This window comes from Duganella sp. GW822-FHT06D06 (assembly GCF_058799615.1).
The window spans coordinates 47069-72258 of the sequence record NZ_JBXALQ010000013.1 but is presented as its reverse complement, the minus strand read 5'-3'; the positions used below and the strand labels follow the sequence as shown (position 1 = coordinate 72258).

21 protein-coding genes and 1 tRNA gene are annotated in these 25190 nt (G+C 65.2%); 7 read left to right on the top strand and 15 right to left on the bottom strand.

Annotated features, from left to right (window positions below; all coding sequences use genetic code 11):
* Positions 1-100: 100 nt before the first annotated feature.
* Positions 101-955 (top strand): aldo/keto reductase family oxidoreductase, encoded by an 855-nt coding sequence (locus AC1RMD_RS21980; RefSeq protein ID WP_492929365.1) that lies wholly within the window; start codon positions 101-103, stop codon positions 953-955.
* Between the two features lie 140 nt (positions 956-1095).
* Here AC1RMD_RS21980 and AC1RMD_RS21975 read toward each other — a convergent pair whose 3' ends face one another.
* The 4 genes from AC1RMD_RS21975 to AC1RMD_RS21960 all read right to left on the bottom strand — a co-directional run bounded on the left by AC1RMD_RS21975 (position 1096) and on the right by AC1RMD_RS21960 (position 3227).
* Positions 1096-2109, bottom strand: a complete 1014-nt coding sequence (locus tag AC1RMD_RS21975) for a cyanophycinase (protein ID WP_492929363.1) — start codon at positions 2107-2109, stop codon at positions 1096-1098.
* Positions 2110-2296: 187 nt separating this feature from the next.
* Positions 2297-2626: a HigA family addiction module antitoxin gene (locus AC1RMD_RS21970; protein WP_492929361.1), complete on the bottom strand. Its 330-nt coding sequence runs from the start codon at positions 2624-2626 to the stop codon at positions 2297-2299.
* Between the two features lie 17 nt (positions 2627-2643).
* On the bottom strand, positions 2644-2925 hold the full coding sequence (locus tag AC1RMD_RS21965) for a type II toxin-antitoxin system RelE/ParE family toxin (protein WP_492929359.1): 282 nt from the start codon (positions 2923-2925) through the stop codon (positions 2644-2646).
* A gap of 226 nt (positions 2926-3151) precedes the next feature.
* Positions 3152-3227 (bottom strand) — tRNA-Phe (locus tag AC1RMD_RS21960).
* Positions 3228-3349: 122 nt separating this feature from the next.
* On the opposite strand from AC1RMD_RS21960, the gene AC1RMD_RS21955 reads away from it, so the two are divergent.
* Entirely contained in the window at positions 3350-4750 is a 1401-nt protein-coding gene (locus tag AC1RMD_RS21955) for a M20/M25/M40 family metallo-hydrolase (RefSeq protein ID WP_492929357.1), read from the top strand.
* A gap of 3 nt (positions 4751-4753) precedes the next feature.
* On the opposite strand, the gene AC1RMD_RS21950 is transcribed toward AC1RMD_RS21955, so the two are convergent.
* The 6 genes from AC1RMD_RS21950 to AC1RMD_RS21925 all read right to left on the bottom strand — a co-directional run bounded on the left by AC1RMD_RS21950 (position 4754) and on the right by AC1RMD_RS21925 (position 12338).
* Positions 4754-6064 carry an alpha-amylase family glycosyl hydrolase gene (locus AC1RMD_RS21950; RefSeq protein ID WP_492929355.1) on the bottom strand — a complete coding sequence of 437 codons (1311 nt, stop codon included), beginning with the start codon at positions 6062-6064 and terminating at the stop codon, positions 4754-4756.
* A complete protein-coding gene (locus AC1RMD_RS21945) occupies positions 6061-8427 on the bottom strand; it encodes a S9 family peptidase (RefSeq protein WP_492929556.1) in 2367 nt (788 codons plus the stop codon). The genes AC1RMD_RS21950 and AC1RMD_RS21945 overlap by 4 nt, the downstream gene beginning before the upstream one ends.
* Before the next feature lie 105 nt (positions 8428-8532).
* The gene (locus tag AC1RMD_RS21940; protein ID WP_492929353.1) at positions 8533-9939 is read right to left on the bottom strand and encodes an MFS transporter; all 1407 of its coding nucleotides are present in this window, start codon (positions 9937-9939) and stop codon (positions 8533-8535) included.
* 97 nt (positions 9940-10036) lie between these two features.
* A complete protein-coding gene (locus AC1RMD_RS21935; protein ID WP_492929352.1) occupies positions 10037-10609 on the bottom strand; it encodes a hemerythrin domain-containing protein in 573 nt (190 codons plus the stop codon).
* Positions 10610-10971: 362 nt separating this feature from the next.
* Positions 10972-11682, bottom strand: coding sequence for an SDR family oxidoreductase (locus tag AC1RMD_RS21930; protein WP_492929349.1), 711 nt, complete (start codon positions 11680-11682; stop codon positions 10972-10974).
* A 77-nt stretch (positions 11683-11759) separates the two neighbouring features.
* Complete coding sequence (locus tag AC1RMD_RS21925) at positions 11760-12338, bottom strand: TetR/AcrR family transcriptional regulator (protein ID WP_492929348.1); 579 nt, start codon at positions 12336-12338, stop codon at positions 11760-11762.
* Positions 12339-12441: 103 nt separating this feature from the next.
* On the opposite strand from AC1RMD_RS21925, the gene AC1RMD_RS21920 reads away from it, so the two are divergent.
* The 4 genes from AC1RMD_RS21920 to AC1RMD_RS21905 all read left to right on the top strand — a co-directional run bounded on the left by AC1RMD_RS21920 (position 12442) and on the right by AC1RMD_RS21905 (position 18556).
* The gene (locus AC1RMD_RS21920; protein ID WP_492929346.1) at positions 12442-12690 is read left to right on the top strand and encodes a hypothetical protein; all 249 of its coding nucleotides are present in this window, start codon (positions 12442-12444) and stop codon (positions 12688-12690) included.
* A 99-nt stretch (positions 12691-12789) separates the two neighbouring features.
* Entirely contained in the window at positions 12790-14847 is a 2058-nt protein-coding gene (locus AC1RMD_RS21915; RefSeq protein ID WP_492929345.1) for a S9 family peptidase, read from the top strand.
* Between the two features lie 67 nt (positions 14848-14914).
* Positions 14915-17563, top strand: a complete 2649-nt coding sequence (gene pepN, locus AC1RMD_RS21910) for an aminopeptidase N (RefSeq protein WP_492929343.1) — start codon at positions 14915-14917, stop codon at positions 17561-17563.
* A 327-nt stretch (positions 17564-17890) separates the two neighbouring features.
* Positions 17891-18556: a hypothetical protein gene (locus tag AC1RMD_RS21905; RefSeq protein ID WP_492929341.1), complete on the top strand. Its 666-nt coding sequence runs from the start codon at positions 17891-17893 to the stop codon at positions 18554-18556.
* A 10-nt stretch (positions 18557-18566) separates the two neighbouring features.
* Here the strand turns inward: AC1RMD_RS21905 and AC1RMD_RS21900 are convergent, their stop codons facing one another.
* From AC1RMD_RS21900 to AC1RMD_RS21880, 5 genes are all read right to left on the bottom strand, one after another.
* On the bottom strand, positions 18567-18965 hold the full coding sequence (locus AC1RMD_RS21900; protein ID WP_492929340.1) for a hypothetical protein: 399 nt from the start codon (positions 18963-18965) through the stop codon (positions 18567-18569).
* 29 nt (positions 18966-18994) lie between these two features.
* A complete protein-coding gene (locus tag AC1RMD_RS21895) occupies positions 18995-20005 on the bottom strand; it encodes a hypothetical protein (RefSeq protein ID WP_492929338.1) in 1011 nt (336 codons plus the stop codon).
* A gap of 68 nt (positions 20006-20073) precedes the next feature.
* Positions 20074-21105 (bottom strand): hypothetical protein, encoded by a 1032-nt coding sequence (locus AC1RMD_RS21890; protein WP_492929336.1) that lies wholly within the window; start codon positions 21103-21105, stop codon positions 20074-20076.
* A gap of 51 nt (positions 21106-21156) precedes the next feature.
* Positions 21157-22305 carry a TIGR04552 family protein gene (locus AC1RMD_RS21885; RefSeq protein ID WP_492929334.1) on the bottom strand — a complete coding sequence of 383 codons (1149 nt, stop codon included), beginning with the start codon at positions 22303-22305 and terminating at the stop codon, positions 21157-21159.
* A 110-nt stretch (positions 22306-22415) separates the two neighbouring features.
* The gene (locus AC1RMD_RS21880) at positions 22416-23345 is read right to left on the bottom strand and encodes a DUF2167 domain-containing protein (RefSeq protein WP_492929332.1); all 930 of its coding nucleotides are present in this window, start codon (positions 23343-23345) and stop codon (positions 22416-22418) included.
* A 193-nt stretch (positions 23346-23538) separates the two neighbouring features.
* Between AC1RMD_RS21880 and AC1RMD_RS21875 the strand changes: the two genes are divergently transcribed.
* Positions 23539-25185 carry a M28 family metallopeptidase gene (locus AC1RMD_RS21875; RefSeq protein ID WP_492929554.1) on the top strand — a complete coding sequence of 549 codons (1647 nt, stop codon included), beginning with the start codon at positions 23539-23541 and terminating at the stop codon, positions 25183-25185.
* Positions 25186-25190 lie beyond the last annotated feature (5 nt).

The window sequence follows — 25190 nt, the reverse complement described above, 5'->3', positions numbered from 1 at the left end:
TTGTCCTGTTTTCGGCACAAGTTGTACCATTGCGAAGTATTGTCGCACAAAGTTTTAGCACCTAGACTGTGTTCATCAGCCCATCCTTCAGGAGAATATTTTGAGCACCTTCCAACTCGGCGATCTGACAGTCAACCGCGTGGGCTATGGCGCCATGCAGCTGTGCGGCCCGCACGTCTTTGGCCCACCGAAGAATCGCGAGGAAGCACTGGCAGTGCTGCGGGAGCTTGCGGCGCTGGGCATCAATCACATCGACACCAGCGATTTCTATGGCCCGCATGTCACCAACCAGCTGATCCGCGAAACGCTGCATCCATACGCTGACGATCTGGTGATCGTCACCAAGATCGGCGCCTCGCGCGGCGCCGATGCCTCGTGGCTGCCGGCCCAATCGCCGAAGGAGCTGGAAGCGGCGGTGCATGACAACCTGCGCAACCTCGGTCTGGAACGGCTCGATGTGGTGAACATGCGCCTCATGTTTGACGTCATGGGGCCGGCGGAGGGCGACATTGAAGCCCACATCACGGCACTGGCGAAACTGCAGCAACGCGGCCTGATACGCCACCTTGGTTTGAGCAACGCGACCGCGCGGCAAGTGAGGCAGGCGCGCGGCATCGCCCGCATTGTCTGTGTACAGAATCAATACAACCTGGTCCACCGCCACGACGACGCACTGATCGACGAGCTGGCAAAAGACGGCATCGCCTACGTGCCGTTCTTCCCGCTGGGCGGCTTCTCGCCGCTGCAATCGGCTATCCTGTCCGAGGTCGCCGCGCAACTCGGTGCGACGCCTATGCAGACAGCGCTGGCCTGGCTGCTGCAACGTTCGCAGAATATCCTGCTGATTCCGGGCACTTCGTCGCTCGCCCACCTGCGTCAAAATGCCGCCGCTGCCGATCTGGTGCTGCCGCCGGAAGCTGTCCACAAGCTGAATGGCATCATCACGTCGGCATAGGGGGGGCCACCAAGCGAAAACGCCAGCCGGTGACGGTTGGCGTTTGGTTTGACCATGTTCTCGCTGGCCCGGGGCGGAATCGAACCACCGACACAAGGATTTTCAACAATCGGGTCGCCGGTCCTTGGCCAAGCTTGGTCTTAGTAGATCGATCCGCCTGGCTGGCTGGAAGTAAGCACACCGTTGATGGCGGAGATGCTGTAGTTGACGGTGCCGCCCTGGTAGCTGGCCCAGTTTCGTATGTCGAAGCTGGCGTCGCCGGACAGCCGTTGTGTGGTGATGTTGCGGTAGGTGAGCGGTGTTTTTGCCTTGCAGACTTCTGGCAGGCCCGCAGTGCGCAGGAAATACACCGACCCGGCACCCACGCGCGTGGCATTGCCGCCTTCGATCAGCAGTGCGGTCTCGACGTCAACGCCCAGTCCGTGCACGCTGCCGGTCCAGCCATCGTTGACGATACGCGCCATGAAGGTGATCAGGCGTCCCATGCGGTCGCGTGCCGCCAGGTGCGGATCGACGATCAGGCCGCCCATATCCGGCAGCGTCAGGAAATCGCGCTCCAACGTGATCGTCTTGTCGTACGGGTTGGCCAGCGCCGCCTCCGAGGTGATCGTGCCGCTCAATGCCGCGAACGCGAATTTGCTCATCACCGCCATTCCGGCGCTGGTGCCGCCGATCGGGATGTTCTTGCTGGCCAGGGCTTCGATCGCCGTCTGCACCGGCGTGCCTTTCCAGAACTTTACATAGTCGCTCTGGTCGCCGCCCGCGATGAACAGCGCCTCCGCCCCCTGTATGCGCGCGATCACGAACGGATCGCTGGCGGCTTCGCGGCTGGGGATGGTAATGGTTTCGACCGAGCTTGCGCCGCCCATCGCGTACACGTAGGGATTGTAGGCGTCGGTGCCGCGCGAGCGGATGATAACGAAATTCCCGCCGCCGGCCTTCTTGATCATCCACTTGAAGGCGTCATCCACATCGGGACCGCCTCCCATCAGCACCAGTGCGGGCAGGAGCGGCGCCGGCAGCACCACGTTGGCTGGATTGCCGACCACGGCATAGCCGTAGGGTTTGGCCGCCACCGCCGGGCCGGGCGTGAACAGCACGGCGAGCAGGAGGGAGAGTACGGGCAACAGACTGCGTGGGGCAGGTATGCGCATCTTAGGCTCCGGCAATGGTTGTGAAATTGCAATCTGATTATACGCGCGTCCCAAGATCGCTCTGCCGGAGAAACAAAAACGCCCACTTGCATGAGTGGGCGTTGCGTGAACGATGTTCTTGGTGGCCCGGGGCGGAATCGAACCACCGACACAAGGATTTTCAAGATTTGTGTCGGCTCGCCAGCGTTCACGCTGCCAAAGCTTGGCCGTTGTCGCCGCCGACCTTACGCGGTTCGATCTCATCGATAATTTTCTTCATTGCCGGTCTGGTGGCCATTTTCAAATCATATGCCTGTTGCAGGTTGAGCCATGATTGCGGATCGCCACCGAAATAGCGCGCGAGCCGCAGCGCGGTATCCGCGGTGACACCACGTTTTTCGTTGACGATGTTATTGATGCGCGATGGGGTCACATGAAGCGCCTTCGACAGCGCATATGGCGTCATCCCTAGCGGGGCAAGAAACTCCTCCCGCAAGATTTCGCCGGGATGGATGGGGCGCAGCTCATTTTTCGTCATTTCACAGCCTGGATCGGTTAGTGATAATCTATGATTTCCACGTCTTTTGGCCCGTCTGGTGTCCAGACGAAGCAGATTCTGAACTGGGCATTTACTCTAATGCTGTATTCGCCTTGACGCTCGCCGCTTAGCGCCTCAAGGTGATTTCCGGGCGGAGAGCTCAAGAAATCCAAGGTGGCTGCGCTGTCCAGTAGCTGGAGCTTCCGTTCCGCACTGGATCGGAAGTTTGCGAACCGGGGTACTGCCTTTCCTTCAAACAGCTTTTTGGTCTGCTTGCACTTGAAGGACAGGATGGCCATATTGTATGCCGTTTATCGGACCGCGATAAGCAAGCGTAGCTCCTTTTTAGGATGCTGCGGATGAGTTGCGTCAGTGCCGTAAACCGCGGGCGGTAGGGGCCGCCGTGAAGCGATCTAGCGTACTCTGAGCATTTGGCGTACCGGAATTAGAGACGAGCCAAGGTCTGTGAATCCCAGAAACAACAACGCCCACTTGCATGAGTGGGCGTTGCGTGAACGATGTTCTTGGTGGCCCGGGGCGGAATCGAACCACCGACACAAGGATTTTCAATCCTCTGCTCTACCAACTGAGCTACCAGGCCAAGGGCCGCAATTATAGCAGACGCTCCCCGGGGTTTGGCAAGGCCCCGGCGCCACTTTTATTGACAGCAACAATGTCAGGGTATAAATTTAGTCGCTTTGGCATGACCTCGATAGGGATACTATGAAGCGGGCGACTTGGTTGGTGGCGGGATTGACGGTGGCGGGCGCGGTGCATGGCGCCGATTTGACGCCGGTGCAAAAGCAGATGCGCGAGATTTACCAGGAACTGGTGGAAACCAATACCACCAATTCGACCGGCTCCTGCACGGTGGCGGCCAACAAGATGGCCAAGCGCCTGAAGGCGGCCGGCTACCGGGACGCCGACCTGCACCTGATCGTGCCGCCGGGCGGCCCGACCAAGGGCAACCTGGTGGCGCGCATCAAGGGCGACGGCAGCAAGAAGCCGCTGCTGTTGCTGGCCCACATAGACGTGGTCGAAGCCAACCGCGCCGACTGGCTCCGCGATCCGTTCAAGCTGATCGAGGAAGACGGCATGTTCTACGCGCGCGGCGCGTCCGACGACAAGGCCATGGCGGCATCCTTCGTCGCCAATATGATCCGCTACAAAAAGGAAAAGCTGGCGCCCAAACGCGACGTGGTCATGGCGCTGACCTGCGACGAGGAGATCGTGCCCAGCAAATTCGATGGCGCCGAATACCTGTTCAACCACCACCGCGCGCTGATCGACGCCGAGATCGCGCTCAACGAAGGCGGCAGCGGCCTGCTGGACAAGCAGGGCAAGCCGGTACGCCACGGCATCCAGGCCGGCGAAAAAATCTACCAGAGCTTCCAGCTGGAGGTGACCAATCCCGGCGGCCACAGTTCGGCGCCGTTCCGCGACAACGCCATCTACCACCTGGCCGACGGCCTGTCGCGACTGGGACAGTTCGTGTTCCCGTTCAAGCTGTCGGCCGTCACCCGCACCTACTACGAACGCATGTCCAGCGTGGAACAGGGCCAGGTCGCCGCCGACATGAAGGCCATCCTCAGCGATCCGCCCGATGCGGCCGCGCTGGCGCGCCTGTACGCGGTCAGCCCGGTGCACAACGCCACCGTGCGCACCACCTGTGTGGCGACCAAGGTCGATGCCGGCCATGCCGACAACGCGCTGCCGCAGCGCGCCCGCGCCACCGTCAATTGCCGCATCCTGCCGGACGAGAAGGTGGACGACGTGCACGCGACGCTGCAGCGCGTGGTGGCCGACGACCAGATCAAGATCACCCGCATCGGCGAAGGCCTGAGCGCGCCGATGCCGCCGTTGACGCCGACCCTGATGAAGGCGGTGGAAGAGATCAGCAACGATATGTGGCCGGGCGTACCGGTGATTCCGACCATGTCGACCGGCGGCACCGACGGCCGCTTCCTCAACAGCGGCGGCATCTGGACCTACGGTATCAGCGGCATGTTCGGCGGCCCGGAAGGCAGCGGCGCGCACGGCTTGAACGAGCATATCCGCGTGAAGTCGCTGTACGATGGCCAGGAGTACCTGTACCGCCTGGGCAAGCGCCTGGCCACCGAGTAGTTTTTATTCCGGCACGACGATGCGCCAGCGCCACGGCTTGAGCACGGCCTGGCCTTCGTCGCCGGCCAGCTTGTACTTCTGCAGGGTGGCGGTCGGGTTGACGATCACCCGCACGCTGTTCTTGCCCTGCGCGCGCTTGAAGGCAAACAGCTGCTCGTTGCCGACGTCGAGCAGCTGCACCGCGCCGCCGCTGGCGCCGTTCCACAGCGCCTGGTTTTCCTTCTTCAGCTGATTCAGGCCGGCGTAGAAGCCTTCCAGCTCGTAGCTCTTCCAGTCGACCTGATCCTTTTCGAAGAACTCCAGCTTCTTGTCCAGCCGCGCTTCCTGGCCGTTGTAGACCAGCGGGATGCCGGGCAGGGTGTAGCTCAGCACCGCCATCGCGCCGTAGGCCGGGCCGTACAGCTCCTTGTCCGTGCCCTGCCACGAATTGATGTCGTGGTTGTTGGTGAACTGCAGGCGGTAGGCGTCGCGCGGGTAAGCCTTGGGCGGATTGGCCACGAAGGCTTTCAGTTCAGCCGCTCCGGCCTGGCCCTTGCCGATCTTTTTCATGATCTCGTTGAGCGGCCAGTCGTAGCTGGCGTCGAAGGCCTTGTCGTGCAGCGCCGGTTCGTTCCACTCGGCCAGCATGAACACCGGCTTGATCTTGTCGAGCTGCGTGCGCGCCTGGTTCCAGAACTCGGTCGGCACCAGGCCGGCGGCGTCGCAGCGGAAGCCGTCGATGCCGGCCTCGCGCACCCAGTACGCCATCGCCTCCGTCATGCGCTTCCACAGCTCCTTGTTGCCGTAATCGAGGCCGATCACGTCGGTCCATTCCTCGATCGCGCCCGCTTCGTTCTTGAAGGTGACGGAGTGGATCTCGCCCTTGTCGTTCTTCTTGTACCAATCGGGGTGCTGGCTGGCCCACGGATGGTCCCAGGCCGTGTGGTTGCCGACCCAGTCCAGGATCACGTGCATGCCCAGCGCGTGCGCCTGCTTGACCAGCTTGCGCAGGTCGTCCATGCTGCCGTAGTCCGGGCTGACGGCGGCGTAGTCCTTCACCGCGTAGTAGCTGCCCAGCGTGCCCTTGCGGTTTTGCTGGCCGATCGGGTGGATTGGCATCAGCCACACGATGTCCACGCCCATCTGCTTGAGGCGCGGCAGCGTGGCGGCGAAGGCGTTCAGCGTGCCCTCCTTGCTGTACTGGCGCAGGTTGACTTCGTAGATGTTGGAAGTGCGGGACCAGGCCGGGTGTTTCACGGCGGCGGTTTCGGCCTGGACCGCGAGCGGTCCGCACATCAGTGCTACCAGCGGCAGCAGGGCGGCAAGCTTTTTCATGGTGCTCCTTTTGGTTTCAGCGTGCGTTCAAACAGCTGATAGATGCGGCGGTATTCGTCGTACCAGCTTTCCGGATGCACGAAGCCGTGACGCTCCAGCGGATACGGCGCCAGTTCCCAGTTGTCTTTTTTCAGTTCGATGAAGCGCTGCGCCATGCGCACCGAATCCTGGAAGAACACGTTGTCGTCGATCATGCCGTGGGCGATCAGCAGATTGCCTTGCAGTTTATCGGCATATTCGATCGGCGACGAGATCTTGTAGGCGTCCGGGTCCAGCTCCGGCGTGTTGAGGATGTTGGCGGTGTACTCGTGGTTGTAGGTGGTCCAGTCGGTCACCGGTCGCAGCGCGGCGCCGGACTTGAACTGCTCCGGCGCGCGCAGCAGCGCCATGAAGGTCATGAAGCCGCCGTAGCTGCCGCCGTAGATGCCGACGTTGTTGGCGTCGCCCTGCTGGTTGGCCACCATCCAGTTCAAGCCGTCGAGGTAGTCTTCCAGTTCCGGGTGGCCCATCTGGCGGTAGATCGCGGTGCGCCAGTTGCGGCCGTAGCCCAGTGAGGCGCGGTAGTCCATGTCCAGCACGATGTAGCCTTTTTCCACCAGCAGGTTGTGGAACATCTGCTCGCGGAAGTAGACCGGGTAACGCTTGCTGACGTTTTGCAGGTAGCCGGCGCCGTGCACGAACATCACCACCGGATATTTTCTACCCGCTTCCAGCGTGACCGGGCGATACAGCTTGGCCCACACCGGATCGGCGCCATGCGTCGACGGCACGGCGACGATCTGCGGCGCGATCCACTGGCGCGTCTTGAAGTCGGCGTTGCGGGTGTCGGTCAGCTGGGTGGCGGCGCCGCCGCTGCTGGCGACGGTGGCGATCTGGGTCGGCATGTAGGCGCTGGAGTAGCGCACCAGCAGCTTGCGGCCGTCCGGCGACAGCGCGAAGCTTTCGACGCCGCCCAGCGACGTCAGCTCGCGCAAGGCGCCGTCCTTGGTGGCGGCGGAGCACACCTCGTAGGTGCCCGGCAGTTTGGGGTTGCACAGGAAGTAGGCGATGCTGCCGTCGGCGTTCCATTCGATCTCGCTGGTTTCCCACCGCCCGGAGGTCAGCGCGCGCGACTTGCCGTCCGCCGTTTGCATGTACAGGTGGGCGTAGCCGCTTTCCTCCGACTGGTACCACAGCGTGCTGTTGTCCGGCTGCCAGCCGAAATCGTTGCCGCGGTTGTTGACCCAGGCGGCGTCGCTCAGGTGGTGCAGCGGTTTCAGTTTGGCGCCGGCCAGGTCGACGCTGGCGATCCAGCGGTCCTTGTTGTCGATCGCCTGCGCTATCACGGCCACTTGCGCGCCGTTGTCGGACCAGCGTATCGAGTCTTCGCGGTTTTCGAAGCGCAGGCCGCGGTTGCCTTTGAGCGGATCGAGCTTGCGCTCGGCGCGCAGCTCGGCCAGCGGATCGACGGCGATGCCGGGCAGGGCGTCGAACGACAGCTCGGTCACTTTGCGGGTCGACAGTTCAACCAGTTTCAGTTGCTGCGCCTGCGGGCCGGTGTCGCCGACGCGCTTGCGCTCGTCGTCGCTCTCTTCGTAGCCCGATTCGGTCACGTATTTCGGCATCTTGCCGACGCGGCGCTTGTCGCCGTCCTTGACGCTGGTGACCAGCAGCAGGTAGCGGCCGTCCGGCGACAGCGCGCTGGTGTCGACGACGACCTTCTCGCCGAGGTAGACCGGCAGCGGCGCGCGGGTGGCGTCGGCGCTGCGTTCGGCGGTGCGGCGGTCGCGGCTGGCGTCCTTTTCTTCCTTCAGGCGCGCCAGCGTGGACAACAGGCGCAGTTGCAGCTCGCGGCGGCTGTCGGCGTCCGGCGCGGCGTCCGGGTCCTTGGCGGTGCGCAGCAGCGCCACCGGCGACACCAGGCGCTCGGCGCGGCTCCAGCTGAACCAGTCGGCGCCGACGCGGAACTGCACGTGGGCGCCGTCGGCGGCGTATTGCGGATCGACGGCCGGCGTGGTGCCGCGCAGGATCTGGGTCAGCGCGCCGGTCTTCAGGTCGCGCTCGAACAGGTCGCCGTTGCGCAGCAGGATGGCGCGCGTGTGGTCGCGGTTGTAGACCGGGGCGGCGGCGTCCAGGTTGGCCAGCTGCTGGTCGTCGACCTGCCTGGCGGCGCCGGCGGCGGCGATCTGGAAGGTGTCGCGCAGCGGCGAGCCGGCGCGTTTTTGCTTGTAGTAGACCTGGCGGCTGTCCCAGCCCCACCATGCGGCTTCCACCGGATTGCCGATCCAGTCGGGGTTGGCCATCGCCTGGTCCAGCGTGATCGGGGTGGCGGTGGTGGCGCTGGTGGGGGCTGCGCCGGCGCTGGCGGCGAACGGGCCGGCCATGGCGGCGGCTAAAAAAGGCAAGACAAAACGCATCGGTAGTTTCGCTTTGAGGTTGGGTGAGCAGGGGCGCCGGATCGCGGCGCGATCACGATTCTAGCCCAAGCTCTAGTTGCGGGCCATCTTGTCGCTGCTGCCATGGCGCGCGTCCGGGCCGCCGTGGCGTGGCGCCAGCCGCAAGGCCAGCAGCAGGATGGCGCCGGCCGCCAGGTACATGGCGATCAGCACGGCCAGCATGGCGGCGCTGCCGCCCCATGCCAGCAGGCGCGCGCCCAGCACGGGCGCGAAGGCCCCGCCCAGCAGGCCGAAGCTGAGCACCAGCGCGATGCCGGCCGGCGCGCGCCGGCGCGACAGCAGGTCGGTGACGATGGCGATCAGCAGCGGCGCGGCCGAGGCGATGCCCAGCGACGCCAGCGCCAGCCCGGCCAGCGACCAGGCCAGGCCGTCGTTGGCGGCCAGGGCCAGCGCCAGGCCGCCGGCGGCCAGCACCATGCAGGCGACGAAGTGGCCGCGCCGCTCGCGCCGGCGGTCCGAATCGTAGCCGATGGCGATCATGCCGAGCACCCCCGCCAGGCTGGGCACGGCGGCCAGCAGGCCTGGCTGCATATGGCTGGCTTCGGCCCAGCGCTGTATCAGCGCCGGCGCCCAGGACAGCAGCGCGTAGCTGGCGCCGATCAGCAGCAGGTTGGCGGCGGCCAGCAGGCACAGGGCGCGGTCGCGCAGCAGCGAGGCGATGATGTCGGCGCTCGACGGCGGCGCGGCGTCGTCCGGCGTAGTCTGGCCGGGCGGCGCCACCGCCTGCAGCTGCGCTTCGTCGCGCTCCAGGTCCTGCTCCACCATCAGTTGTTCGAACGGCGACAGCCAGTCGGCGTCGTCGGGGCGCTCGTCCAGGCAGCCGTAGACGACGGCGCCCAGCAGCACGGCCGGCACGCCTTGCGTCAGCAGCAGCCATTGCCAGCCTTGCAGGCCGGCCGCGCCATGCAGGGCGGCCAGCGTGGCGTCGCACAGCGGCCCGGCGGCGACGTCGGCCAGCAGCGCGGCCGAGGCGAACACCGCGAACGCGCGCGCGCGGCGCGGCGCCGGATACCACCAGCACAGGTAGAGGATCACGCCGGGGAAGAAGCCGGCTTCGAACGCGCCCAGCGCGAAGCGCAGCGCATACAACTGGAACGGCGTGCGGACGAAGGCGGCGGCGGCCGACACCACGCCCCAGCACAGCATCAGGCGCAGCAGCGCGCGGCGGGCGCCGGTCTTTTCCAGCCGCAGGTTGGCGGGCAGGGCGAACAGGCAGCAGCCGGCGAAGAACAGGCCGGCGCCCCAGGTGTAGACCTGGTCGTCGAAGGCCAGGCTGGCCTGCATCTGGCCTTGCGCGTAGCCGAGGTTGATGCGGTTCAGGCAGGCGACCGCGTAGCACAACATCAGCAGCGGCAGCAGGCGCCAGCTGATTTTGCGGTAAATGGCGTCCATGCCGGCGGCGCCGCGGAGGTGCAGTACGGTGGCGGTATGGGTCTGCATGCAGACGATATTATCTGCACGATTTTGCTTAGGCAAGCATTAGCGGCGCGCGGCGGAACTCAAAACAACAGTGTGCCGACGCCGGCCTTGCGCCAGCTCAGGCCGCCGCCGCGCCGGAGCCCAGGTCGTAGATGCGGGCGCGGCGCGGACGCAGCTCCGGCTGGGTGGCGGCGCCGTTGTCTTCCTGCGCCAGGAACTGGCTGCCGATCTCGAACCATTCTTCGCTGGAGATCACTTTCTGCGCCAGCGGCAACAACTCCTGTTCTTCCTTGTCGAGGCGCTTGAGCAGGTTCTGGCAATACAGGTCCACCGTGCGGCACAGGAACTTGCCTTGCGAGGCGCTGCGGCGCATGGCGCGGCGCAGGCATTTGTGCACGGCGTTGAGCATGGCGCCGCCGAGCCGGCTCAGCGACTCGAGATCGTTCATCAGCGGGCCGCAATTGGCGTCGGCCGCGCGCACGGCCGGCATCAGGCAGACCTCGACCTTGCGCTGGTGGCGCGTCTCGGCAAAGGTGGTCAGTTCCTTCAGCTGGGACTCGATGAACACAGGATCGATTTCCTGTGGGCGACGCGCGATCGACTGCACGTATTGCAGCAGACGGGCGATGAAGTGGCGTTCTTTTTTTTGTTCGATGGATAGTGTCAATAGGACATAGGTGGCAGTGAGCATAACGTTTCCCGTATTTCGTCTGACTTCGGCTGCGCGGCAAGCGTTGGATGGCGGACGCGCCCGAGGTGAAGACCGCTACCTTAGCGCTGTGTCGGACTCATTCAACGTCGATTTACAATTGTTCACAACTGGTCGTGTGGCAATAACATTATCGAAATAAAATCGCGAAGATTACCGGCGGGGAAAACGAGTTGACTACACGCCATGCCGGTCGTGAACGTGCGGTCTCTTCCTGACTGAGTAGGAAATTATGCACCTATTTTGCGGATGAAAATACGTGATTTATTGCGTCGATCAAAAATATTTTGTTTCTGACCGCGGCAATGTTTCGCCGCGGCCAGATTGCTGCGCTGCGGTGGCGATCAGGCGGCGCGCGCCTCGCCCAGGTAGGCGCTGCGCGGCGCGGTGAAGCCCTGCTTGACCTGGCGCGCGGTGTCGTCGGTCAGCACTTCATCCTGGCCCGCCTCGAGCGCGTCGACGATCAGCCGGGCGACGTCGGCCGGGGCCGCTTTCGGCGCGTCCACGCCGTCGGTCATGTCGGTGTCCATATAGCCCATGTGGGCGCCCAGCACTTGCGTGTTCTGCGCCTGCAGTTCGCCGCGCAGGCCGTTGGTCATGGCCCAGGCGGCCGCCTTGGAGACGCTGTAGGTGCCGCTGGTCGGCAGGCTGATCCAGCTCAGCGCGGACAGGATGTTGACGATGGCGCCGCCGCCGTTGCGCCCGAGCGTGGCGGCGAAGGCCTGGCTCAGCGCCATCGGGCCGAACAGGTTGGTCTCCAGTTCGGCGCGCGCCGAGACGGCGGCGTCGGGCGTGGCGACGCCGCTGCCGGTGAAGATGCCGGCGTTGTTGACCAGGATGGTCAGGTCGGGGATGGCCTGCGCGGCGGCGGCGATGTCGGCCGCGTTGGTGACGTCGAGCTTGATCGGCGTGACGCCGGCCAGGGTCACGCTGGCGGGATCGCGGGCGCCGGCATACACCTGGCGGGCGCCGGCGGCCAGGGCGGCTTGCGCCAGGGCTTTGCCCAGGCCGCGGTTGGCGCCGGTGATGAGGACGACAGCATCTTTGAAGTTCATGGCAGTTCCTTTCAGTGGGTAAAATCAAGGTAAAACAATATGACCGGTCATCTTAAAAAACAGCGAAAAAAAAAGCATCACAGCAAAATACGGTTCAGCACCATGTCGGCGTAGCGGTCCAGCGGCGCGCGGCCGTGCGACGCTTTGGCGTGCAGCACCGCGCCTTGCCAGGCGTCGATGACGAAATGGGCCAGCTCCAGCGCCGGCTGCGGCGCGCCGATGCTGCCGTCGCGCTGGCCTTCGGCGATCACCACCGACAGGGCGGCCGCCCATTCGTCGTAGGCCTGGCCCAGCGCGCCGCGCATGGCCGGGATCTGGGTCGACAGCTCGCTGCTGAAATTGCCCAGCAGGCAGCCGCAGTTGTAGTCGGTCGTGGTGTTGGCGCCGATCAGCAAGTCGAAGTAGGTCCGCAGCCTGGCCTTGGGCGCCCGGCCGGCGTCGTCCAGCACGTCGAGAAAGCCGGCCGCCGCCGCGAGGTAGCGCTGCAATACTTCCAGCCCCAGCGCTTCCTTGCTGGCGAAGTGGTTGTAGAACGAGCCCTTAGGCACAGCGGCGGCGTCCGTGATGTCCTGGACGCTGGTGGCGTTGAAACCCTTGCTGTGAAGCAGGTTCAAGCCGGCGCTGACGATTTGTTCTTTGACGTGTGGTTTAGCCATGCGCTTAATATGACCGGTCGTCTCAAAATAGTCAAGAAATTTTTTTGTTATCAATATATGATGCAAATACACCAACCATAATTTCCTGATAAGGGTTTTGACTATGTCTTCCAAACTATTTTCCTTGCTGAGTGGTATCTGCGCAGTGCTGTTGGTGGGTTGCGCAAGCACCGCCGCCACCGATGGCGCGGTGCCGGCGCAAGCATCGGCCAGCAAGTCGTGCCGCAGTTCCGAACCGGCCACGGGCACGTCGATCCGCCGCCGCGAATGTTCCAACGACGGTGTGCAAACCGTCACCCAGGACGATTTGAAAGAATACCGGCGCGAAAGCACCAACGTCGGCGGCAAGTAACAGCCATGTAACTGTTTTGCTTGCTGCGCTGCGATCTTGGTATCATGCCGACAGCCGGCCACCAGCCGGTATTTTTCTTATAACGTCGGAGATCACCGAATGAGACTATCACTGCTGCTGTTGGGAACCGCTATCGCGGTGTCCAACGCCTGGGCCGCGCCGCGCGGCTTCACCGTTGAAGATCTGGTCAAGATGGAGCGCGTCGGCAGCCCTGTGCTGTCGCCGGACGCCAGCCGTGTCGTCTACACGGTGCGCTCCACCAATCTGGACAAGAACCGCGGCAACACCCAGTTGTGGATGCTGGACCTGCGCGCGCCCAAGGCCGCGCCGGTGCGCCTGACCCAGGCCGACGCCAGCAGCAGCGATCCCGAATGGGCGCCAAACGGCGACGCGGTCTACTTCCTGTCGGCCCGCTCCGGCTCGCAGCAGGTGTGGCGCTTGCCGCTGGCCGGCGGCGAGGCGGCGCGCGTGACCGACCTGGCGCTGGACGTGGAAAACTTCCGCCTGTCGCCGCAGGGCGACCGCCTGGCGCTGAGCCTGGCCGTGTTCCGCGATTGCGCCGACCTGGCCTGCACCAAGGCGCGCCTGGACGCCCAGGGCAAGAACAAGGCCAGCGGCAAGGTCTACGACAAGCTGTTCGTGCGCCATTGGGACAGCTGGGCCGACGGCCGCACCAATGTGCTGTACGCGGCGACTATCGACGCCAGCGGCAAGGTCAGCGCGCAGCCGGTCAGCCTGTCCGGCATGCTCGACGGCGACGTGCCGTCCAAGCCGTTCGGCGACCACGACGAATACCATTTCAGCCCGGACGGCAAGACCGTGGTGTTCTCGGCCCGCATCGCCGGCCGCACCGAAGCCTGGTCGACCAACTTCGACGTCTACACCGTGGCGGCCGAAGGCGGCGCGGTCAACAACCTGACCGCCGACAACCCGGCCTGGGACAGCAAGGCGATCTACTCGCCGGACGGCAAGACGCTGGCCTACCTGGCGATGGACAAGCCGACCTTCGAGGCCGACCGTTTCCACCTGGTGCTGCTCGACGTCGCCACTGGCAAGAAGCGCACCGTCGCCGACAGCTGGGACCGCTCGATCGCCGACTACCGCTGGACCCCGGACAGCAAGACCCTGCTGGCGACCGCCGACGACATCGGCCAGCACCGCCTGTTCGCCATCGACGCCGCCAGCGGCAAGGTGAGCGCCTTGAGCGGCAACGGCTACGTCAGCGGCTTCGACGTCGCGCGCGACACCGTCGTCATGGCGCAGGCCAACCTGGCCTCCGGCGCGCAGCTGTTCAAGTTCAAGCTGGGTGGCACGGCCGACAAGGCCCAGCAGCTGACCACGCTGAACGCGCAGGCGCTGGCCGACGTCAAGTTCGGCGAGTACCAGCAGTTCTCCTTCACCGGCGCCAACGGCGAGACCGTCTACGGCCACGTGATGAAGCCATGGAACGCCCAGCCCGGCGTCAAATACCCGATCGCCTTCCTGGTGCACGGCGGCCCGCAGGGCAGCTTCGGCAACTCGTGGAGCTATCGCTGGAATCCGCAGGTGTACGCCGGCGCCGGCTACGCCACCGTGTTCATCGACTTCCACGGCTCGACCGGCTACGGCCAGAAGTTCACCGATTCGATCAGCGGCGACTGGGGCGGCAAGCCGCTGGAAGACTTGCAAAAAGGCCTGGCCGCGGCGGTGCAGAAGTTCCCGTGGCTGGACCGCGAGCGCAGCTGCGCGCTGGGCGCGTCCTACGGCGGCTTCATGATGAACTGGATCGAAGGCAACTGGTCCGACGGCTTCAAGTGCATCGTCAACCATGACGGCGTGTTCGACACGCGCGGCATGGCCTACGCCACCGAAGAGATCTGGTTCACCGAATGGGAAAACGGCGGCGCCTACTACGACGTGCCGGAACTGCACGAGAAGTTCAACCCGGCGCTGAAAGTGAAGAACTGGAAAACCCCGATGCTGGTGGTGCAGGGCGACCTGGACTTCCGCATTCCGACCACGCAGGGCCTGGGCACCTTCACCGCGCTGCAACGGCGCGGCATCCCGAGCAAGCTGCTGATGTTCCCGGATGAAAACCACTGGGTGCTGAAGCCGGCCAACTCGGTGCTGTGGCACCACACGGTGATCGACTGGCTCGATACCTACCTCAAGAAATAGCAGCCAAGCAGTTTAACGACGCAACGCTCGCCGCCACCGCGGGCGTTGCCACATTCAAGGAATCCCCATGAAAAAATGCATGATCGTGGCCGCCCTCGCGCTGGCCTACGGCGCCGCCCAGGCCGCCGCGCCGGCCGCCGCCCCCGCCACCACGCCGCGCGCCGAGAACGCCTTCCTGTCGCAAGCCGATGCCGCCGCCCGTTCGGCGCGCGTGGCCAATGTCGACTACACGCTGGACTTCACCTTGACCGGCAAGGAAACCTTCGCCGGCACCACCACGCTGGGCTTCGACCTGAGCGACGCCGGCGCGCCGCTGACCATCGACCTCGACAAGGCCACCATCCTCAGCCTGACCGTCAACGGCAAGGAAGTGGCGCCGCACTACAACCAGTGGTTCATCACCATTGCCCCGGGCGAGCTGAAGGCCGGCCGCAACAGCGTCACCATCAGCTACACGCGCCTGCACAGCACCAACGGCGAAGGCTTGCACCGCATGGTCGACCCGGTCGACCACCGGGTCTACACCTACTCGCACTTCGAGCCGGCCGCCGCGCACCAGATGTTCCCGGTGTTCGACCAGCCCGACCTGAAGGGCACTTATGAAATCACCGTCACCGCGCCGGCCGACTGGGTGGTGTCGTCCACCAAGCGCGAGACCGGCATCCAGGACATCGGTTCGACCCGTCGCTGGACCTTCCCGCGCACCAAGAAGCTGAGCTCGTACAACTTCGCCATGCACGCCGGCCCGTACAAGGTGTGGGAAGACCACGGCGGCCCGTATCCGATGCGCCTGTTCGCGCGCCAGTCGGTGGCGTCGCAGGTGTCGCCGCAGGACTGGTTCAACTACACGCGGCGCGGCCTGAAGTTCTTCGACCAGTACTTCGGCGTGCCTTACCAGTTCGAGAAATACGACCAGCTGCTGGTGCCGGACTTCCTGTACGGCGCGATGGAGAACGCGGCCGCGATCACCTTCGCCGAGCGCAGCTTCATGTACAAGGACGAGATGACGGCGGCGCAGAAGCAAAACCTGGCCGGCGTCATCATGCACGAGATGGCCCACCAATGGTTCGGCGACCTGGTGACGATGAAGTGGTGGAACGGCCTGTGGCTGAACGAAAGCTTCGCATCCTTCATGGGCACGCTGGCCACCGCCGAGTCGACCGAGTTCAGCAACGCATGGCAGGGCTTCTACTCGGGCGCCAAGCAGGGCGCCTACGTGCAGGACCAGCGCGTGACCACGCACTCGATCGAAACGCCGGTGCCGTCCACCGCCAACGCCTTCGACAACATCGACGCCATCACCTACTCCAAGGGCGCGTCGACCTTGAAGCAGCTGCGCCACCTGCTGGGCGAGGAAGTGTTCCGCCAGGGCGTGCACAACTACCTGGTCAAGTACTCGTACCAGAACGCCAAGCTGGACGACTTCATCGGCAGCCTGGGCGAGGCCGCGCACCGCGACCTCTCGGGCTGGACCAGGCAGTGGTTGTACGAACCGGGCGTCAACACCATCGCGGCGGAATTCAGCTGCGCCGGCGGCAAGATCAGCAAATTCAATCTGCGCCAGAGCGCGCCAAGCAAGGCGATGCCGACGCTGCGCGAACAACGGGTGCAGATCGGCCTGTTCAACCTGGGCGCGGACGGGCTGAAGCTGGGCAAGAACGTGGCCGTCACCTACAAGGGCGCCAACACCGCCGTGCCGGAGCTGGCGGGCGCGGCCTGTCCGGACCTGGTCTATCCGAACTACCAGGACTGGGGCTATGCGCAGGTGCAGCTGGATAAAAAATCCTTCGCCACCGCGCAGGCCAGCCTGGGCAAGGTGGACGATCCGCTGCTGCGCTCGATGCTGTGGCAAAGCCTGTGGGACGGCGTGCGCGCCGCCAAGCTGCCGCTCAACGAGTTCCTGAGCACGGTGCTGGTCAATGCCCCGGGCGAGAAGGACTACACGCTGCTGGGCGACGTCACCGGCAAGATCCGCACCGCCAAGACCTACCTCGATGAGATGGGGCCGTCGATGGCCGGCTACAAAGGCCAGATGGCGACGCAGCTGGAGCAGATGGCGTTCGCCGCCACCCAGGCCGCCAGCGGCGACAACAACTTCCAGCGCCGCTGGTTCGCGACCTATCTGGACATCGCCGGCAGCCCGGCCGCGCTGGCCCAGCTGGCCGACATCCTCGGCGGCAAGCTGGTGGTGCCGGGCCTGAACGTCAGCCAGGACGTGCGTTGGGATATCGTCAACCGCCTGAACCGCTACGCCTATCCGGGCGCGGCGGCCTTGCTGGCGGCGGAACAGGAGCGCGACAAGTCCGACAGCGGCCAGGCCGCCGCGCTGGGCGCCACCGTGGTGCAGCCGGACGCCAAGGTCAAGGCTGAATGGCTGGCCCAGATCACCGACCTGCAAACCAAGCTGCCGTTCTCGAAGATCCGCCGGGCGATGGAAAACATGTACCCGGCCGAGCAGGGCGCGTTGGGCGAGCTGAGCGCCAATCAGCGCCTGGCCCAGCTGACGCAGGTCGACAAGGCCGCCGGCCCGGTCTTCATGCGCTCGTATGCCCACATGATGATGCCGACCAGCTGCACGCCGGCCAGCGTGCAGCGCCTGCAGGGGGCGGTCGTCAAGTTGAAGGACTTGTCGGCCGGTACCCGGCGCGCGCTGCTGGTGGCGCATCAGGAAGACGAGCGTTGCGTGGCCATCAAGAAGGCGATGACCGTCAACTAACATCGACAGTTGGAAAAAAACGACCCGCGCGCTGCAAGGCCCGCGGGTTTTTTTTCGTGCCGCCGGCATACGCAGGACGGGTCCTGTTTTTTCGACTTTTACTAAAACGTGATAACCACTACTACCCAATGCTAACCATCGATATTTCGTGCGAGTCCGCGATATTTCGGAACTAAAAACCACGAATCGCCTCTAACGAATATAGGCCGAAAAAATATCGGCATTTAGCATTCAGCACGGCATTTTTAGTAAGTGATAGCGCGCTGTAGTACTGGTCAGTAGTGGTTAGCAGCGCTTAGTAAAAACCGATTTTTGGGAGCCCCCACCATGCCTGGCTATGGCCTTCAATTCCCGATCCGCGTACCCGACGACGTGCTCGTCGAACTGGGCGAATTCACCGGCAATTTCTGGTCGAATTCCTTGGCCCATGAGCCCCACATCATCGCGGCAATCCGCAACTACATCAGTCCCAAGCCGCCAGCCCCGCAGCAGCCCGCCGTGGCGTCCGAGGCGGGATACCAATGGAAGCAGGTCTTTCTTCCAGAGGGCACAAGGCTGCGGGCCAGCTTCGGCGGCCAGCCTTATTTCGCCACGGTGATCGGAGCGGAAATCAAATACGAAGGGCACGCGGTCTCGCCATCATGCTTTGCCAATCTGCACGGCAGCGGCAATCGCAATGCCTGGAAAGCCGTGTGGCTGCGCCTGCCCGGAAGCAGCGAATGGCTGCTGGCCGACGTCTGCCGCTCGGCGCGCAAAGCCGCGATAGCGCGCTTGCACGAGGGTGGCGCGCAGACTGACAACCGCCCGACAGACGCCGATCCCGCCCCGGCCCCGCCCGCAGTGCGAGTATCCGTGCCGCGCCCAACCGTCATCCGCCCGCCCGACGCACCGGCACCGGCGCAGGGCCAGGGCGGCCAGCGCAAGACCGGCTCCGGAAAAACCTCCCGCCGTAGGAAACGCCGTGCGGTGAAACCAGCTTCCGGAAAACCGTGAAGCCTCAATTTTATGGCTGGGCGTTTTCCAGGTTCAGCACGCAGCGGCCGGCGCGGCAGACGGCGCCGGTGTCCACCGCCAGCATGCAGTTCGACAGCACGTGGCCGCGCTTGTCTTCCTCGACGCGGGCGGCGGCGTGCTGGGCGACCAGCTGCTTGAGTTGCGCGCCGTCCTGCGCGCGGTCGGACCAGGCGATGTAGCGTTCCGGTCCGCCGCAAGCCTTGGCGCCGATGGCGATGCTGTGGCATTGGCTGTCGCGGTCGCAGCCGGTGTCGGCGTTCCGGGCCTGGATTTGTTGCCACAGCGATGCGGCGCTTGGGTTGGCGGGCGGCGCACTGTGGCAGGCGGCGGCGATCAGCATCAGCGCGGCGCAGGCGGCCAGGCGCAGGGGGAGGAGAGTGGTTTTCATTCCCACATCATGTTCCTGTCCGGGAGTCTTTACAAGGGTTCGCTCAAGCGCGCCTTGCGCGCCATGCCGTCCGGGCCGAACAGGATGACGAAGTCGGCCTGGCGTGCCGCGCCATCCTTGGCCGGCCTGAGCGACGGATAGCGGTAGCGCCAGAGCTGGTAGCCGCTGTCGAAGCGGATCACGCTGGCCGCTCCCAGCGCGGCCTGCATCTGCTGCATGCTGCGGTGGTCGTCGGCCACGGCGGTGTCGGCGGCGCCGGGCGGATCGTCCTGGTAGTGCAATTCCAACAGCGTGTCGTCGGACCAGCCGTGGTCCCACAGCGGCGCGTAGAAGCTGCGGTCCAGCAGCACCTGGCAATCGCAGAAGGGCAGCGTGGCCGGCGTCTGGGTGCCGCCGGCGTACAGCATGTCGAACGGCAGCGCCGCGCTGCGGGCGCCGTCGTGCAGCGTGATGGCGAACAAGGGACGCTCGCTGAAGAACAGGTAGTTGCCTTGCGGCGAAGCGCAGACGCGGTCGGCGTCGGTGAGCAGCTCGCCCAGCCAGGCGAACAGCTGGTCGTTGTTCGACAGCAGCCCGGCCTGCACGCCGACCTTGCATTCCAGCCGCAAATCGCCCAGCCGCCGCATGCCGGCCGGCACGCCGGGACTGCGCACGCGGGCGCGCCAGGTCAGCGTGCTGGTCTTGCTGCTGGCGACCAGGGCGGCGTCTTCCTTCAGCGCCTGCGCGTTGAGTTCCAAGGTGAAGGTGTGGTCGGGCGCCACCGGCACCGGCAGCGACACGGTGTCGCCGGCGACGCGCAGGGTGATGCCGGCTAGCCGGGTGGTGGGCAGGCGCGGCAGCAGTTCGAAGCGCAGCGCGGCCTGCGGCGCCAGCGCATGCTCGCGCTCGAAGCGCTGCATGCCGGCGACCATCTTGCGGTAGGATTTGTCGACCGGGTCGCGCGTGGCGTTGACCGTCACGCGCGGCGGCGCGGCGTCCTGGCCGTGGGCGGCGCCGGCCAGCGCCGCCGCCAGCAGCCATGCAAGGACTGGATTGCGCATCGCCGCTTCCTCCGCCTAAAACCCGATGGTAGAGCCCTATGCGTTTCAGTGGCGCACCGCTGTTCTGCTTACTTGTGGTTGAGCTGCCAGGTGCCGGCGCCGCCGCCCGGTTTGCTCCACGTGCCGTGGATGCTCAAAGGCGAGTCGAACTTGCCGCTGAACGTGGGCCCCGTGCTGCCGCCCGCGCTCAGCGAGAACGTCACGTTGCCATTGGCGTCGATCTGGCCGTGGATGGCGAACTGGCCGCCGGCGCAGCTGGCGTCCAGTACACCGTCGAGCGAGACCTGGCCGGTGCAGCTGCCGTTGTCAGGGCCAGCAAAGGAGCCGGTCCAGTCGCCGGCGAAGCGCTGCACATTGAGCAGGCTGCGTCCGGTCCCGGCCTGCGCATAGCCTTGCAGCTCTGTGACGTAGCTGGACGTATCGACTTGGCCAGAATGCGCGGTGTGGGTTCTGATGGTGCTGGTTTTGATGCGGCGGCGGCTGGTCGTGTCGAGCCAACTGGTGCTTTCATCGACCGTCACGCCACCGCTCGCAAACTTGTAGCTGGCGCGGATGGACACTTTCGCGGTCTTGAAGGTGCCCGCCGGTACCGTCACCGATTCCAGTGCGAGCACGGTGGTGTTCACGCTGCCGGACGTCATCGGGCTGTTGCCGCAGTTGTCCACAACGGTACCGACTATGTTGCTGGTCCAGCTGGCGCCGGCGACCAGCTCGCGCTGATTGGTGCTGTAGGTCGTCTGGTAGTTGTGCGTACAGCCGCTGCGGGTGGCGCTGTCGCTGTCGCCGCCGCCGGCCGGGAAGTGCGCCTGTGTGTACGGCGCCGACGGGCTGTCATCCACACTGACTTCGGTCCAGGCGCCGTTCGTTTCCACTGCGCTGACGACGTCGGTGTACCAGTAGGGCGTGCTGATCGGCGTGCCTTTGAAGTCGCTCGTGTCCATCCCTTTGTAGGAATAGAAGTCGCCCAGCGACACCGTCGGCTGCGCCGGCGCGCGGGTGTCGATTGCCGGGGCGGTGGTGACGGTGGAGGCGCCGCTACCGCCGCCGCCGCAGGCGACCAGTAAAGCTGCAATACTCAGGATGGATACGTTGCGTAACATGATGGCCTTGTTCGGAAAGGCCATCATGTTACGCGTTGGAACGTTTATTGTCTAGTTTGTAACCTGTTGTTCGATCCAGCGCAGCAGCTCGCGGCCGAACACGCGGGTGCGGGCGGTGTCGAGCTGGCGTTTCTTGTAGGCCTCGTGGCTGGCCGGGCCGGTCAGGCTGCGCTGGTAGCTGGCCTCGTCCATCAGCTGGATCTCGTACTCGAAGAAGAAACCGACGTCGTAGTCCTGCTCCGGCCCGGCGTCGAGCTGCTGCACGTGGATCATCTTGCGCACCGTCACCTGGATGCTGTTGAAGCCGCTGCCGCTGTGCGGGTTGTCGCAGCGGGTCTGCGGCTGCGCCAGTTCGGCCAGCTCGGCGTCCATGGTTTGCAGCAGCGCGGCCGGATACTCGTCGCTGTGCTCGAGCCGGGCGCGGTATTTGTTGAAGATCAGCTTGGCCGCCTCCAGGTCCAGCAGGGTGTTGCGGGTGCGCTCGGCGTCGACGTTGGTGACCGACAGCAGGTGCGCCCGCTGCAGCGTGCGCAGCGCCAGCAGGCATTCGAAACGGGTGGCGAACACCAGCCGCACGCCCAGGTGGTCGAAGATGTCGGCCGCCAGGTAGGCGGCTTTTTGCAGCAGCTTGAGCAGGATGCTGCTGCGGCCCTTGTTGTCCTTGCGGTCGTAGTGCAGCATCGGCAGGCAGACTTCGCCGTCGGTCAGGTAGTGGCGGTCGCCGTCGTGGCGTATCACCTCGTCCAGCGTGCCGAACACCTGGGCGCGGATGGCGTGGAAGTGACGCAGCTTGAGGTTGTTGTCGATGTAGAAGATGCCGTGCATGACCTTCAGCACCGCGCACGACCACATGCGCCGCACGTCGACATGCTGGCCGCGCAGCGAGGCGTACACCAGCAGTTCCAGCGGATCGTCGGGGTGGCTGACGTCGGCCGGGATCAGCGCCGCCTGTGCGGGCGTGAGGAAGCTGCCGGTGATGAAATCGATGGCCTCGCGATGGGCGCGCCGGATCAGCGCGGTCGCGGCCGGCTGCTCCAGGTCGAAGCCGTACTCGCGCACGAACTGGTGGGCGTCGTGCAGGTTGCGCAACGCCAGCGCCCCCAAGTCGATTGCCGAAACCCCGTTGGCAATCGCGTTGAGATAACTCCAGTTGAGCGAGAACTTGCCCCCGCTTTTCAGCGAGGCTTTGAGTTCGGTCATGGCATCAGGCAAGGGCTGCGATGATTCAGTATCGCAGTCCGCTTGATCAGCGTCAATGCTGCACCGCCGCAGGCGGCGCGTGCTGTGCGCCGTTGACGCATGGCGGCGCTTTAGCTGGCGCGTTCGCGCTGGTCCAGCGTGACCTCGGCTTGCGCGGCCCGGCGGCCGAGCGCCAGGTACAGCCAGGCGCCGCCGACGGCCAGCGCGGCCAGGATCAGGTTCTTGAACGCCAGCAGCAGCGCGCACAGCTGGCCGAACAGGCCCGGCTTGGCCGCGCCGCCGCCGGCCACCAGCGCCGCCAGGCCGTAGTCGGCCAGCTTGTCGGTCTTGCCGTCGAAGTCGGCGTAGCGGTTGCCCGGCGTGAAATCGGTGAAGGCGGTGACGTTCCGCATCTCGCTGCGGACCTGCGCGATCTGGTCCATGCCGGCCACGGCGTTGAGCACCAGCACGCCTTCGCGGCCCAGCACCCGGATGTGGTAGTTCAGGCCGTTCTCGTTGCTGCCCTCGGTGTGCAGTTCCTTGGCCCAGAGCAGCTTGTGGCGGGCGGCGTCGTAGCTGGGGCGCTCGGCCCAGCCGATCAGCGTCATCGCCGCATAGCCCTGCTCGCGGCGCGCGGTGTTGTTGTCGGCCACCGCGTCCTTCAACTGCGCCAGCAGCTCGGCGTAGTCGATGCCGCCGGCGTCGTCGTCGCGCACGTGGCCGCCGTGGTCGTAGCTGACGATCACGCCCCAGCCGGCCGCGCCCAGCGGATCGCCCTTGGTCGGCAAGATCATGCCCAAGGTCGGCGCGCCCGGCGGATTGCCCCAGCCGTCGACCAGCAGTCTGTTGCTGTCCTCCGGATTCAGATAGCGCAAGTGCGGCGGCAGGTCCAGCGTGGCGATGCCGCCCGGCAGCGTGATCCGGCCGGTCTGGAAATGCAATCCCGCCAGCCGCTGCGCCGCCGTGGCGTTCGGCGACGGCGACGGCGACGCGTCGGCGGCGCCGGCCAGCAGCGGAGCGCACAGGATCAGGCGCAGCAGGGCGGTCAGGACTCGGCGCATCGTCACTCCTTGTTGGAAAAGTCATATCCTACAGGAAAGTATTGCGTATTTGGTAATTATTTCCAGTCCTGTGCGCCGTGGATACAAGGCGCGCCCGGCATGCGCCTGCATGATTGCCGGTGAGTTGATTTCATGTCAGTATTGCCTCGCAGTTTTAATTAAAATAATTTCGGAGACAGATTTGAAAAACACCATGCTCATTTGTTCGCTGGTCGCCGCCGCTACCGCACAGGCAGCCAGCGTTCCGGAGTTCGATGCCAGGCATTTGTCGCAAGACGTCAAAGTGCTGGCGTCGGATGAATACGAGGGCCGCGGCCCGAACACGGCCGGCGAAACCAAGACCGTCAACTACCTGATCGAGCAATTCAAGGCCGCCGGCCTGCAGCCGGCCGGCGACCTGCTCAAAGGCCAGAAGACCCAGCGCAGCTGGACCCAGGACGTGCCGCTGGGCCGCTTTGAAATCAAGGGCCCGGTCAAGCTGGTGCTCAGCGACGGCAACACCCGGCAGGAACTCAGGCAGGGCGACGACATGGCCGTGCGCGCCGCCATGAACGGCAGCAAGCAGGTCGACTTCCGCAACGCGCCGCTGGTGTTCGTCGGCTACGGCGTCAACGCGCCGGAGCGCAAGTGGGACGACTTCAAGGGCTTCGACCTGCGCGGCAAGCTGGCGGTGGTGCTGATCAACGATCCCGATTTCGAGACCGGCAGCGGCGACTTCGGCGGCAAGGCCATGACCTACTACGGCCGCTGGACCTACAAGTTCGAAGAGATGGCGCGCCGCGGCGCGCTGGGCACCATCATCGTGCACGAGAGCGCGCCGGCGTCCTACGGCTGGGCCACGGTGAAGAACTCCAACACCAACGTCATGTACGACATCGTGCGCAAGCAGCCGGCCATGGCGCACGCGCCTATGGAAGCCTGGATCCAGCGCGATCTCGCCATCGACCTGTTCAGGCGCGGCGGCCAGGACTTCGAGGCGCTGAAGAAGCAGGCGCAAACCCGCAACTTCAAGCCGGTGCAGCTGAAGGGCGTGAACCTGAGCGCCAGCTACGCGGTCGACGCGCAGACCATCGTGTCGAAGAACGTGGCCGGCCGCGTGCTCGGCAACAGCGCGCCGGAACAGACGGTGCTCTACAGCGCGCACTGGGACCACCTGGGCGTCGGCCTGCCGGACGCCAAGGGCGACAAGATCTACAACGGCGCGGTCGACAACGCCACCGGCATCGCCGCCTTGCTGGAACTGGCGCGCGCCTACGGCAAGGCGCCGGCGCCGCAACGCAGCGTGGTGTTCCTGGCGGTGACGGCGGAGGAGAAGGGCTTGCTCGGCTCCGAGTACTACGCCGCCTATCCGCTGTATCCGCTGGCCGAGACGGCCGGCGTGATCAATATGGATGCGCTCAGCCCCTACGGCCCGGCGCGCAACTTCACCATCTCCGGCAGCGCCAAGCTGGACCTGCTGGACCAGCTGATCGCCAAGGCCAAGCTGATGGACATGGCGTACGCGCCCGATCCGAAGCCGGAGGCGGGCCACTTCTTCCGCTCCGACCACTTCCCGTTCGCCAAGCGCGGCGTGCCGGCGATCTCCTTCGGCTCCGGCGACGACTGGATCGACGGCGGCCTGGCGGCCGGCCACAAGGTGGAAGAGGACTACAACAGCAACAACTACCACCAGCCGTCGGACGAATGGAGCGCCGCCTGGAGCTTCAGCGGCATGGCGCGCGACCTCGGCCTGTTGTACGGACTGGGCCGCGACCTGGCCGATTCCGGCGCCTGGCCGAACTGGGCCCAGGACGCCGAATTCCGCGCCACCCGCGACGCCAGCTCGGCCAAGCGCAAATAGTCGCC

Bases quoted from the DNA above. Each gene is read 5' to 3' on its own strand.
- AC1RMD_RS21890 (WP_492929336.1), bottom strand. From the start codon at position 21,105: ATGTTACGCAACGTATCCATCCTGAGTATTGCAGCTTTACTGGTCGCC.
- pepN (WP_492929343.1), top strand. From the start codon at position 14,915: ATGAAAAAATGCATGATCGTGGCCGCCCTCGCGCTGGCCTACGGCGCC.
- AC1RMD_RS21965 (WP_492929359.1), bottom strand. From the start codon at position 2,925: ATGGCCATCCTGTCCTTCAAGTGCAAGCAGACCAAAAAGCTGTTTGAA.
- AC1RMD_RS21900 (WP_492929340.1), bottom strand. From the start codon at position 18,965: ATGAAAACCACTCTCCTCCCCCTGCGCCTGGCCGCCTGCGCCGCGCTG.
- AC1RMD_RS21950 (WP_492929355.1), bottom strand. From the start codon at position 6,064: ATGAAAAAGCTTGCCGCCCTGCTGCCGCTGGTAGCACTGATGTGCGGA.
- AC1RMD_RS21920 (WP_492929346.1), top strand. From the start codon at position 12,442: ATGTCTTCCAAACTATTTTCCTTGCTGAGTGGTATCTGCGCAGTGCTG.
- AC1RMD_RS21925 (WP_492929348.1), bottom strand. From the start codon at position 12,338: ATGGCTAAACCACACGTCAAAGAACAAATCGTCAGCGCCGGCTTGAAC.
- AC1RMD_RS21975 (WP_492929363.1), bottom strand. From the start codon at position 2,109: ATGCGCATACCTGCCCCACGCAGTCTGTTGCCCGTACTCTCCCTCCTG.
- AC1RMD_RS21940 (WP_492929353.1), bottom strand. From the start codon at position 9,939: ATGCAGACCCATACCGCCACCGTACTGCACCTCCGCGGCGCCGCCGGC.
- AC1RMD_RS21905 (WP_492929341.1), top strand. From the start codon at position 17,891: ATGCCTGGCTATGGCCTTCAATTCCCGATCCGCGTACCCGACGACGTG.
- AC1RMD_RS21895 (WP_492929338.1), bottom strand. From the start codon at position 20,005: ATGCGCAATCCAGTCCTTGCATGGCTGCTGGCGGCGGCGCTGGCCGGC.
- AC1RMD_RS21885 (WP_492929334.1), bottom strand. From the start codon at position 22,305: ATGACCGAACTCAAAGCCTCGCTGAAAAGCGGGGGCAAGTTCTCGCTC.
- AC1RMD_RS21930 (WP_492929349.1), bottom strand. From the start codon at position 11,682: ATGAACTTCAAAGATGCTGTCGTCCTCATCACCGGCGCCAACCGCGGC.
- AC1RMD_RS21970 (WP_492929361.1), bottom strand. From the start codon at position 2,626: ATGACGAAAAATGAGCTGCGCCCCATCCATCCCGGCGAAATCTTGCGG.
- AC1RMD_RS21935 (WP_492929352.1), bottom strand. From the start codon at position 10,609: ATGCTCACTGCCACCTATGTCCTATTGACACTATCCATCGAACAAAAA.
- AC1RMD_RS21880 (WP_492929332.1), bottom strand. From the start codon at position 23,345: ATGCGCCGAGTCCTGACCGCCCTGCTGCGCCTGATCCTGTGCGCTCCG.
- AC1RMD_RS21955 (WP_492929357.1), top strand. From the start codon at position 3,350: ATGAAGCGGGCGACTTGGTTGGTGGCGGGATTGACGGTGGCGGGCGCG.
- AC1RMD_RS21945 (WP_492929556.1), bottom strand. From the start codon at position 8,427: ATGGCCGGCCCGTTCGCCGCCAGCGCCGGCGCAGCCCCCACCAGCGCC.
- AC1RMD_RS21915 (WP_492929345.1), top strand. From the start codon at position 12,790: ATGAGACTATCACTGCTGCTGTTGGGAACCGCTATCGCGGTGTCCAAC.
- AC1RMD_RS21875 (WP_492929554.1), top strand. From the start codon at position 23,539: ATGCTCATTTGTTCGCTGGTCGCCGCCGCTACCGCACAGGCAGCCAGC.